Origin of the sequence: Capilliphycus salinus ALCB114379 (genome assembly GCF_047276495.1) — a bacterium.
In the GTDB taxonomy this organism is placed as follows: Bacteria; Cyanobacteriota; Cyanobacteriia; order Cyanobacteriales; family Microcoleaceae; genus Capilliphycus; species Capilliphycus salinus.
The window spans coordinates 4,405,707-4,417,566 of the sequence record NZ_CP178543.1 but is presented as its reverse complement, the minus strand read 5'-3'; the positions used below and the strand labels follow the sequence as shown (position 1 = coordinate 4,417,566).

Annotated in this window: 8 protein-coding genes; 6 read left to right on the top strand and 2 right to left on the bottom strand. The window is 41.3% G+C overall.

The genetic code is table 11. The features are described 5' to 3' along the window. The first annotated feature begins 21 nt into the window (after positions 1–21). From ACL6C3_RS18120 to ACL6C3_RS18110, 3 genes are read left to right on the top strand one after another with little or no spacing between them, the layout of a single operon-like run. Positions 22–954 carry a DUF1822 family protein gene (locus ACL6C3_RS18120; RefSeq protein ID WP_413160431.1) on the top strand — a complete coding sequence of 311 codons (933 nt, stop codon included), beginning with the start codon at positions 22–24 and terminating at the stop codon, positions 952–954. A gap of 21 nt (positions 955–975) precedes the next feature. Further along, positions 976–3,303 (top strand): CHASE2 domain-containing protein, encoded by a 2,328-nt coding sequence (locus tag ACL6C3_RS18115; protein WP_413160430.1) that lies wholly within the window; start codon positions 976–978, stop codon positions 3,301–3,303. Further along, positions 3,300–4,052, top strand: a complete 753-nt coding sequence (locus ACL6C3_RS18110) for a DUF928 domain-containing protein (protein WP_413160429.1) — start codon at positions 3,300–3,302, stop codon at positions 4,050–4,052. The genes ACL6C3_RS18115 and ACL6C3_RS18110 overlap by 4 nt, the downstream gene beginning before the upstream one ends. A 94-nt stretch (positions 4,053–4,146) precedes the next feature. Here the strand turns inward: ACL6C3_RS18110 and ACL6C3_RS18105 are convergent, their stop codons facing one another. Next, a complete protein-coding gene (locus ACL6C3_RS18105; RefSeq protein WP_413160427.1) occupies positions 4,147–5,394 on the bottom strand; it encodes a transglutaminase domain-containing protein in 1,248 nt (415 codons plus the stop codon). 339 nt (positions 5,395–5,733) lie between these two features. Here ACL6C3_RS18105 and ACL6C3_RS18100 point away from each other — a divergent pair, with 339 nt between their 5' ends. Then, the gene (locus ACL6C3_RS18100) at positions 5,734–6,042 is read left to right on the top strand and encodes a hypothetical protein (protein WP_413160425.1); all 309 of its coding nucleotides are present in this window, start codon (positions 5,734–5,736) and stop codon (positions 6,040–6,042) included. Positions 6,043–6,342: 300 nt separating this feature from the next. On the opposite strand, the gene ACL6C3_RS18095 is transcribed toward ACL6C3_RS18100, so the two are convergent. Further along, on the bottom strand, positions 6,343–6,813 hold the full coding sequence (locus ACL6C3_RS18095) for a hypothetical protein (protein ID WP_413160423.1): 471 nt from the start codon (positions 6,811–6,813) through the stop codon (positions 6,343–6,345). Between the two features lie 319 nt (positions 6,814–7,132). On the opposite strand from ACL6C3_RS18095, the gene ACL6C3_RS18090 reads away from it, so the two are divergent. Both ACL6C3_RS18090 and ACL6C3_RS18085 read left to right on the top strand, forming a co-directional pair. Then, positions 7,133–7,735 (top strand): TetR/AcrR family transcriptional regulator, encoded by a 603-nt coding sequence (locus ACL6C3_RS18090; RefSeq protein WP_413160421.1) that lies wholly within the window; start codon positions 7,133–7,135, stop codon positions 7,733–7,735. 504 nt (positions 7,736–8,239) lie between these two features. Beyond that, positions 8,240–11,806, top strand: coding sequence for a filamentous hemagglutinin N-terminal domain-containing protein (locus ACL6C3_RS18085; RefSeq protein ID WP_413160419.1), 3,567 nt, complete (start codon positions 8,240–8,242; stop codon positions 11,804–11,806). Positions 11,807–11,860 lie beyond the last annotated feature (54 nt).

The window sequence follows — 11,860 nt, the reverse complement described above, 5'->3', positions numbered from 1 at the left end:
GGGTGTAGTGAGGAATTAAAAATGACAACTAACAATCTCATGGAATCTCTAACGTTCACTGTTCCTCTTTCGTTCAAAGCTCATCAAAAAGCGGATGAATTTCGTCAAAAACAGTTAAATCCAAAACAGGCTAAACAAGTTTATCTCAATACTTTGAGCGTGTATGCGGTTGAGTTTTATTTGAAATGTATGGGATTTGAACCGGATTGGAAATCCAGTGAGAGTTTTGATCCAATTCTACAAAAATTTACCGATGTCGCCGATTTGAATGTGCCGCATTTGGGTAAGTTTGAGTGTCGTCCGGTTCTTCCTCATCAACAAATTGTTTCTATTCCGCTTGAGTCTTGGAATCACCGCCGAGGTTATTTTGCAGTCCAACTCAATTCGGCATTAACAGAGGCTAAAATCTTGGGTTTTATCAAAAAAGTTACTGCGGAAGAAGTTCCTTTGAATCAGTTAAAATCTCTGGATTTTTTTCTCAGATATGCGAGCCAAATTGAAACGGCGGTTAAACTGAATCAATGGTTACAGAATACCTTTGAAAGCGGTTGGGAAACAATAGAAAGTTTATTATCTCCCCCGACAATGGCGTGGCGGAGTGGAAATCTAACTTCGGACTCTCTCAACCCTGTAAATTCTGATTTGGGAGTTGAACGAATTAAAAAGTTTAATTTAGAATCCACAGGTGAAGAACTTGGATTGTTGGTTCGTTTGCAGCCGAGAAACGAGTTAGAAATGGGTATTCAGGTTGAGTTGTATCCGGCTGATGATCGAGTTTATTTACCTCAAAATCTACAACTGATGTTACTCGATGAAGACGGCGAAACCGTCATGCAAGCCGAAGCCAGAAGCACCAAGAATATTCAATTAAAATTTAGTGGAGAGTCGGGAGAGGTTTTTAGTGTTAAAGTATGTTTAAAAGATCTGAGTATTGTGGAAACTTTTGTAATTTAAAGCGACAGGGGTGAGTAGCCAATGAGGGAACAGCAAGTTGTTCTAAAACTCGATGGGAATTTGAACACCGGGGTACAAGTCACCCTAGAAATTTGGTTAGAAAACCAACGACAACTCGAAATTAGAGGCGGTTTACCCCCCAATTTCAAAGTCGCAGCTTGCTTACAAAATCATTGGCAAAATTATCGCTCAATTGGAGCGCCCTACCGCATCAAAACTGAAGCTATTATTTATGATGGTAAAATTAATCCTGTTCAGGCGTGTAAACACTCAGCCCAAGAACTCAGCGATGGCTTTTTAGCATGGCTAGATGCTTCTGAGTTTAAAAGAATTGATCGACAACTCCGGGATCGTTTCAGTCTCAATCAAACGGTTCGGGTGCTAATTCGTACCTCCGAGCCTCAGCTTCAAAAACTACCCTGGCATCTTTGGGATTGGGTGGAATCTCGTCAGGCGGAAGTTGCTTTTAGCACTCCAGAATATCAAAATATTTCTACTCAATCCCCTGCTAATTCTAGGGTGACAATTTTAGCGATTTTAGGTCATAGTGAAGGGATAGATATTGAACAGGATCGCCGACTGCTTGAGAGTTTACCGAATGTCAATTTGGTTTTTCTCGTTGAACCAACACGCCGAGAAATTAACGCTCAACTTTGGGAAAAAAGTTGGGATATTTTGTTTTTTGCCGGACACAGCGAAACTCAAGGTGAGGAAGGAAAAATTTATATTAATCCTCTAGAAAGTTTAACGATTGGCGAGCTTAAATATGGTTTAAAACAAGCCGTTCAATTGGGATTAAAACTGGCAATTTTTAATTCTTGTGATGGATTGGGATTGGCTAAAAAATTGAGTGACTTGCATATTCCTCGAATGATTGTTATGCGGGAAATGGTCCCGGATGAAGTGGCTCAAAGCTTTCTAAAGTATTTTTTGGCGAGTTTTTCAACGGGAAAATCTTTTACTTTTGCAGTGCGAAAAGCGCGAGAACGTTTGCATGATGATTTTGAAGGAAATTTTCCCTGTGCGAGTTGGCTTCCCGTTATTTTTCAGCATCCACTAGCAGGATCGCTAACTTGGGAACAGTTGCGTAAACCGCCTCATAAATCTCACTCTAAACCTCAACAAATCTCTTTATTTCGATGGAAGGATTGGAAAAAAATATTGCTCGTTAGTGTTGTGATTACTAGCTTAGTCCTGGGTATGCGATCGCTGGGAATACTCCAAATTTGGGAACTAAAAACTTTGGATGCGTTAATTCGCTTAAAACCCGATGAACCTCCCGATCCTCGTCTTTTAATTGTTACTGTAACGGAAGAAGATATTCAAGCTCAAAATCCCAATGAATTACGAGGTTCGTTATCCGATACAGCGCTCAAACAATTATTAGAAAAACTCAATCAATATCAACCGAGAGTCATTGGTTTAAATATTTACCGTCCTTTTCCCGTTCAACAAAATCAGCAGGATTTAGCCAAGCTTTTAAAACAAGATAAAAAATTGATTGTTGTTTGTGAAGTTGGCGACGCTAAAGATAATCCTTCTATTCCTCCTCCTGATGAAGTTCCGCTTCAACAAATCGCCTTTAGTGATGTACCCATTGATCCCGATGGAATTGTTCGGCGTCAGCTTTTGGGAATGAGTCCAAACTCCGAATGTAATGCGGAAAAATCTTTTAGTTTTCAAGTCGCTTATCATTATCTGCGGGGTGAAGGAATTCAATTTAAACGGACTTTACCCAATACTTTTCAGATGGGTTCAACCCAGTTTAAAAAGCTTGAACCGACAGCGGGAGGTTATCATCAATTAGATGCAAGGGGATATCAAATTATGCTCAATTATCGTTCTTCCCAAGCTCCCGCTCAAACGGTTACATTGAGTGAGATTTTAAGCGATCGCTTTGATCCGAGATGGATTCAAGATAGAATTATTTTGATTGGGACAACGGCTCAAAGTATCAATGATGGTTTGCTCACGCCTTACAGTGCGGGTTATTCCCCAATTAAATCTATTCCGGGAGTCTTTATTCAAGCTCAAATGATCAGTCAAATTCTCAGCGCCGTTCAAGATGATCGCTCCTTGCTTTGGGTGTTACCCAAGTGGGGAGAAGCTCTGTTTATTTTAGGATTTGCGGTGATTGGAGAACTCCTGTTTATTTTTTGTTTAACCCGCCGAAAACATACGATATTATTGTCTTTTATTCTCGGGAGTGCGAGTCTATTTTGTCTGGGTGGAATTGGTTATTTTTCCTTAACTCAAGGCGGTTGGATACCGATTGTTCCGTCGGGGTTAGCATTAATACTTCCTGGGGTTATAAAAGTTACTGTTCCTAAAATTATAGAATCAAAATGACTCGAATTAAGCTGTACTTGACAACCCTCTTATTCTTCCTAACCTTGACGGGAAGATGGTCTTATGCGATTGATAATTCTTTCAAGATTAGCTCATTTTTTCAGGTGGCGAGCAACGACAACTTTGATTTTGATGGAGATGGTAGACCGGGTAATCGTCAAGGTGGATCAAGTCGCGGAAATTGTCCCCCAACTCAACCCACTCTCACCGCTTTAATCCCTGAAAAAAACTTGGGTTTAAGCACAAAAGAACATCCGACATTCTGGTTTTATATACCTTATAATTCTACGGATATTCCCGAAGCTGAATTGATGCTTTTAGATGAAAACCAACGTCCGGTACTCGAAAAACCGATGAAAGTTCAGCTATCGGGAACCCCCGGAATTGTTGGGGTGACTTTGCCTTCAACTGCAAAACCCCTAGAACTTGAACAAGAATATCATTGGTTTTTTGAACTCAACTGTGATTCGGAAAATCCATCAAATAATCCGAGAGTTGATGGCTGGATAAAACGAGTTAAACCCAGTTCACAACTGATGAATCAGTTAGAACATAATCAAATTAAACCCCGTTATTTGGTTTATATAGAAAACGGGATTTGGTATGATGCTTTAACAAATCTGATTGGGATGATGCGGGTTAACGCCTCGGATTCTACGTTAAAAAATGACTGGTCTAATTTACTTGAATCTGTAGAGTTAAAAGAACTCCTTGAAACTTCCATAACAGATTGTTGTTCGGTCAAATAGAGAACATAGATTTACGTCCTCTATTTAACAGAAAATCAGACAAAATCGGGTGCTTTTCAGCCAGTATAATTTAATTGATATCTGCCATTGACGCTCAATCTTTCACTTCCCGAGAACTAAACTTTAGACGACCCCGAAAATCCCTTTGAGTGTTAACAGATTCATTTTTAGGGTCAAAGCTGAACAGCAAAACCTCATAGTTTCCCGCTTGCGAAAACTGACAATTAATCCGAACATTTCCCCGGACATTCTTATCAGTTTTACAGACTTTTACCTCCTCATCTTGCGCTTTTGAACGATTAAAAAACCCATTCCATAGAAAAGATTTAGATTCCCGATTTTTTGACAATAACCCGTAAATTATTCCGGTATAATTGGGAGAAGTCTGGATTTCAATCACGCCCGTTTTTTGAACAGTTGTATCATATTCACGGGGAGAAATCATCGTTAACCCTTCGGCGAAAAATTGAGGGTTTAAAATGGGTTGCTTTTCAAAAGAAGTATAATTTTTAGGATGATGTAAAAGTTGCCAAGATTGGATTACAGGTAAATGACTAATAATCATCACTTCCGGGGGAATCAACAGATAATCTGTACGATATAAACTCTCAGAATCGGTGTCATCCCATGTGGTATCAACTAATTGCCAGTTTCCATCAACATTAACTGCATTCCAAGCATGAAGTGTCCAATCATAATTCGATTTTAGCAACCTAAAAGCTTCAGGAATCAAATCTATAGGTGCCAAGTCTCGACGAACTTTTCCTTTAATATAAACAACATCTAATCCCATCGCCTGCCCCAATTCTCGGAAAAGATTAGCATAACCTTCGCAGACCCCTTTATGAGTTAAAAAGACAGTTTGTGCATCTTGAGAAGGTCGTATTCCTGTTGTCAGTACATCCAAGTCATAAGTGACTCTACTAATTACATAATCATGTATGGCTTTGACTTGCAAATAGGGATTAGTTTCATGTTCAGCAATATATTGAGCCACTGATTTAATACTGGTTTCAATCTCTGGTGTTATGCTAGTAATAATCGGATGAATAGTTTGATGATCTTTCCAAGGCCAGGGCGATTGAGAGGTGGGGGGCTTTGGAATATTGCTCAGGTAAGTGATCCAATCACTAGATGAACGGTAATCTACAGGCGAATAGGCTTGATAAATGATGACGATTAAGACAGTTAAAAAGCTCAAAAAATACTTGAATTTAATCCGCTTAAACTTATTAAATATTTGAATAATAGCGCCTAAATTGATGCGCTTTTTTTGCCTTTGATTCTGAAGATTTCGTTGGCGAACAAATTTCATAAATTCCTGGTCACGATGATTGAACATAACAGATACTTATCGATAACTCCGGGTAGATGGAGATAAAGGTCATACATACTTATCTCTCGGGAGAGGGGAACTTATGCAAATTTTGACAACAGTCCCACACACCCCGAAACAGCCCAGTGTTGTGGTGCTAGGTCCGGGGAACAGGGGATTGGGGGAGCGGGAGGAGAAAAAGCCAAAAAAGATTGTATGCTGATGTATGCTAACAATCACAATTGTGGAATTCTAGAAGGATATGGTAGGAGGTGAAAAGCCAAAATATCAAGGCGATTAATTTTCTGCTATCGTTTACGGTCACGCCGAATAAAATCTCATCAACACCTGAATTCAAGAGAAAAAATGTATCAACCCAAATGTAATCGAGAAGAAATTCATGATTATTTACTCGATTTTAAGTCCAAAATTGCCAAGAACTATATTTTTAAAACGTTACAAATTCACAGTTTAAAAGACGTGAATCGATCTCCCCATGAAATTGAACCGGAAATTACTCTCACCCCAGAAGAAATGTTTTCAACCGCCACTGAGATTGCGGAAATTTACGGTTTGGAGTTTGCTCCAGACTGGCGGAAAAAATATAATATTTGGTTACTTTCTGAAAGTATTGAATATTTATTGAGCGTCAAACATGAAGACTCCCACAACTAAAAATTAGCGTTTTAGCAATCGCCAAGGAGTAGAATTCAAAAGAAATATGTAGATAAAGACTCTCAAGGGTTGAAAGTTGTAGAGAATATTGATCGGAAAAAATCTCACCCCGATCCGATCGCCAAACTCCTTTAAAATCCGCTTCCAAAACCCCGCCAAAATTCAAGAGTTCTGGGGAATCTGTAACAGGTTTTCCGGGTAATGACTATCTTTTTGGGGGTAAAGGAAGCGATCGGCTTGAGGGTTTGGACTGTCGGTCAATTCATAGAGATGTATTCCTATTTTCTAGACTCTATGCTTTCACAATGCTTTTCCCCCAATAATCTGAGTTAATTCTTGGCAACTGCGATCGGCTTCGTACCAAAACGCACAGACAAATATCAATAATAGAAAAATAGGCAACCCTAAAAATAATAAAGCTTCAAATTTAGGTAAATTTCCCGATAAAATCTCCAAGATAAAGATAGGAATTGATACGCTGTACCACATCAACAACCAAAAACTCAAGAACGCCACGACCATAGGATGTAAGCTCATACTAATATGAACAATTGTTCCATCCGATAACGACTCAAATTGTCCTCTAATAACTGGTAAAAACGAGTTCCGATAGTGGATAATACGATGGATTTTAAACCCGGAGTTAGAAATCGTACCGGCATAGGGGCGATGATTTCGTGAAAAACTCCAACCCAATATTTTGGGGGCTTCAATTTGAGCCTCCAGTTTCTCAATCACTTTCAAGAGGGGTTCTTGAGTTCTAATTGTCAAGGTTTCGTGGGATAAAAGTCGCAGATCTGGCTAGGATTAATAGTAGGTTTCGAGCAAACAACCGGATTTTCGGATCGCTTCTCGGCTTCAAGACAAGTCGGGCTGAAATCTTAATTCTAAATTAACATTCCTCTCAAACAGTAGAGGCTATGCAGGTTTTGAGTTAAAATTCTAATCAAACAAATCGACTTAATTCTCGCAGTGGAGAGGCGACAACAAGGATTTAGAGGGATGGTCAATGATTCAACTCTTGACGGATTGCAACTTTTAGAAAAAATAGGATAAGATAAGATTATACAGACCTGTCTACACAGATACTATGGCAAATACAAAATCATCAAATCGTTCTTGTGTTCGCGATCGCATTTTAGCAACCGCATCCGAACTCTTTTACAAAGAAGGGGTGCAGAATGTCGGGATTGATCGGATTATCGCCGAGTCGGGTGTCGCGAAAATGTCGCTGTACAACCACTTTAAATCCAAAGATGCCTTAATTGCGGCTTGGCTGCAACAACAGGATGAATCTTGGCGGACTTGGTTTCAAGAAGCCGTGGAACGCTTGGCGACCGAACCGGAGGAGCGAGTTTTAGCAATTTTTGATGCACTTCAAGAATGTTTTGAGCAACCCGATTTTCGGGGCTGTGCTTTTCTCAATTCTGCGGTTGAATTAGTCGATCCAAAGCATCCCGGCTATCAAGTTTCTTTAGATCATCAACAGGCAAATTTTGACTATATTCTGTCTCTGGTGAAAGCGGCGAATTTGCCCAATGCGGAGCAACTAACGCAACAGTTAGTAATTTTAGTTGTGGGTGCAACAGTGGTGGCGATGATGGAACGGAATTCCAAAGCGGCTCTGCACGCTAAACAGGCGGCATCGGCGTTAATTGCTAGATCTAAAAGTCTAACTCCCAACACTCAATAAAGCACTCTAGATTCAGAACAATTAACAAGGTTAAAACTCTTGTATTTCTCGCGGCAATTGGCTTTTGCAAGAGCGCCTTTTGCCTCCCCTCACCGTTAGCTTTCATTTTTTTGGGTTAAAACTTCAAGGTTTTTAAGGGCTGTTAATGAACTGAAAATTGTTTTTGTTGCCGTTTTATATTTACAAATTGGCTCCAAAAAGTATAGAATAGAAAGATTATAATTATATACAATAAACTTGATTAAGTTTCGCGACCAAGAGGGTGATTCGGGAAGAACTTTGTTAAACTGGGAGATGCCAGAATTTCCGGGGGTCGAACTTGCAAAAAAGCGAAAATCAAAGACGGGTTGCCTTTGCTACCGGTCGAAAGACTGATACAGACAGTCAAGAAAAATGTAGGCTATACTAAGCTTGAAGACCAGTTAAACTTCTGCTCACACTAACCAGATTAAAGGGTACATCAACAGGATTAACACCTCATCCGAGTAACAAAGCATTATTATCATGCACTTATCCTCATTTTTAGGGACGGCTAAAGTAACTTTTACAGTTCTTTTCTATACAATTCTAATCCCCCAAGTTAACGCCCAAATTATCCCCGATAATACTCTAGGAAATGAGAATTCTACTGTCATTTTCAACCAAACCATTCGAGGGACTCCCGGCGATGCTCCTGGCGGAGCCGCTACGCTACGCATTGACGGGGGAGCGGTGCGGGGAAACAACCTATTTCATAGCTTTCAAGAATTCAACGTCGAGGTAGGACGGGGCGCTTATTTTTCCAATCCCGAAGGAATACAAAACATTCTCACTCGGGTAACGGGTGAAAATCCCTCGAACATTTTAGGAGTATTGGGTGTTTTAGGAAATGCAAACTTATTTTTAATTAACCCCAACGGGATTGTCTTCGGACCCAACGCACGGTTAGATGTGGCGGGTTCATTTTTCGCGACAACCGCCGACGGAATCTTATTTGAAAATGGCGTTGAATTTGCCGCATCAAACCCACAAGCGCCGCCATTATTAACGATTAATATGCCCGTCGGATTAAACCTTCGCAACCCACAACCCAATTCAACAATTACGAATCAGGGAAACCTGTCAGTGGGTCAGGATTTAACCCTAGTTGGGGGCAATTTAAACCTACAAGGTCAACTGCAAGCCGGTCGAAATTTAACCCTAGAAGCCCAAGAAAAAATCGAGGTCAGCGATACCCCAGAAAACCCCTTTATTGCCGAAGCTAACAATCAATTACTCCTGCAAGCCAATCAAATCCAAATCTCTACAGAAAACCATCCCAACAGCGGTTTTATTTCCGGGGAAAATATGCGGTTTCGTTCCCCTGACGCCGTACAAAGTAGCACCCAATACTGGAGCGGGGGAAATTTCCAAATCGAACAATTCGATGGAAATCTCGGACGTTTATCCAGTCCAAACGGGACAAAAATCAACTCGGGAGGCGATGTCAGCTTTGACGGTTATAACGGCAGTTCACTGCACATTTTAGCCGGGGGAAACGTCAACATCAATCAAATCAATATCACCCGAGCCGCCCAATCCGAATCCACCCCAGAAACCGTTATTCTATCCAATGGAATCACCCCGATTTCCATTAACGGAAGCGCTCAACCCACCGTCGATATTCGCGCCGGAACCACAGTCACTCATCCGAGAAATTTAACCGCAAAAACCCCTTCAACCAGTGCAAATATTAACATTGGTCGTATTAATCTAACTCAACCAAACGGGCTGATTTTTCTGAGCAATCAATATCAACCCAATTCATCATTCACGCCGGGTAAAATAACGCTTGGAACCATTAACACTGGTCCAACCCTACTGGCAAATGTAGACAACAATACCAATAATTTAAGGTCTGGAGGTTCAGTTATTGTAGACGCTCGGGGTGAAATTTCCCTCACCAATACGGTTAATACCTCCGCACCTTTTTTTGTTAATTTATCTGCCCTTCCTCCGGGAATTGACCTGACATCAAACCTCGAGAACTTTACCCTAGAACTTGTACCTCAACTTCTGCCGGCTTTTAATTCTTTCGGGAATGGCGGCGATGTGACTTTACTCGCTCAAGGCAATATTACTCTCAACCCCGGTTCAACAATTGAATCCTTAGGATTGTCAGGCGGAAATATTATTCTTAATAGTCAAAGCAACGTTTCAATTAATGATGGATTTGTTACCAGTGTCAGCACCGGAGAAGGCATTGGAGGCGATATCAAAGTCTCGGGGCAGTCCATTTCTGTGAGAGATTTTGGCGTAGTTTTAAACTTAACAATCGGTTCGGGACAAGGGGGAAATGTTGACTTAAACGCAGTTGATACCGTCGCCATCTTCAATCAAGGAAATTCAAGCAGTGTTTCAGAACTCAACAACGATATCCTGAATATCCTTTTCTCAAATATTCCTTTAACTGGATTAGCAAGCAGTACAATCGGTATAGGTAATGGCGGAAATCTCACGATTACAACCAACACCTTAACGATTCGCAACCCGAGTCAAAATATTACCGGAATTACAACATCAACCCTACCCAACAGTAGAGGTAACGGAGGTAATTTAACCATCAACGCAACGAATCTTATAGAAGTAATCGGCAATCAAACAAATCGTTCAGTACCCTTTCAACTCAGAACCGTATTTAGCCCTCTCACTTCCGCCGATGATATACCCAGCGAGCAGTTGATCACAACAGGAATTACCACCGGAACAACCGCAATCGGACAAGGAGGAAATTTAGAAATTAATACCCGACAATTTATCGTTGAAGATGGTGTTTCTATCACTTCTAGCAACACCACCACCAGCCAGGGAAATGCAGGTTCTTTAACCGTTAACGTTAGCGAGTCTTTAGAATTGCGGGGTTTTGCAGGTTTGCTATCAGGAAGTAGCAGTTCCGGCGATGGAGGAGAATTAACCGTCAATGCACCCACAGGTCGGGTGATTCTTGAAGATGGAGCGGGAATTGCTACAGATGCCTCGGATTCTGGAAACGCCGGAAATTTAACCCTAAACGCCGCCGAAGTGATTCTCCGCTCTCCCAACAATTTAGCAGCCAGCGGTATCTTAACTTCAACTAGCCCCAATTCTACGGGTTCGGCGGGAAATTTAACCCTAAAAACTGGGGAGTTAACCGTCGAAAATCAAGGACAAATTTCGGCTTCAACTTCCGGTGAGGGTGCGGGAGGAACCGTTAAAATTACTAGCGAACAATTAACCGTTCGAGATCAAGCTCAAATTACGGTTAGCAGCGATGGAGAAGGAGAAGCGGGAAACCTAGAAATAGATTCTCAATTCGTTCTTCTCGATAACGAAGCCGCCCTCAGCGCCGAAACTTCTGCCGGGGATTCTGGAAATATTACCCTCAATTCCGAAGAAATTCAACTGCGGCGAAATAGTCGCATCTCCACCAACGCTACCGGAGAAGCAACCGGGGGCGGTATTATCATTAATACGGACCGTTTAATTGCGCTTGAAAATAGTGATATTACCGCCAATGCCGAGCAAGCTTTTGGGGGGCAAATTGCCATTAATGCCAATGCCGTTTTAGGGACTCGAATTCGTCAACAACCCACCGCAGCCAGCGATATTACCGCTTCTTCACAACTCGGGACTCAATTTAGCGGAACGATTGATTTTAATAGTGAGTTTGATTCGTCGGGGTTTGCTGTAGAATTCTCTCAAGAAGTTGTCGATCCTGAAGCAATAATCGCTGAAAATCCCTGCCGTGAAAATCAAGAAAGTCAATTTATAATTACCGGACGGGGAGGTTTGCCGCCCAACCCAACTCAAGAAACGATTAATCCGGCTGTTAGTGTGGGATTAAGCGATCAAATTCCCGAAACGGAACCGAGATCTGTTAATCCAATTCAACGCCGGGAATCTTCGAGAATAACGGCAGAAGAACAGCCGATTTCGAGTTTAAATATTGTGCCGGCTCGGGGATGGATACGAGATGAAAATGGGGATATTATTTTAGTCGGTTACGATCCGACTGGGACTCAAGTTCGGCGTTCTAATTCCCAGTCTCAGAGGTGTAATATGATATCCGACTAATCAATAATTATTCTGTAGGGCGGGTATTGTAGGGGCGCGCCTCCGAATTGATTT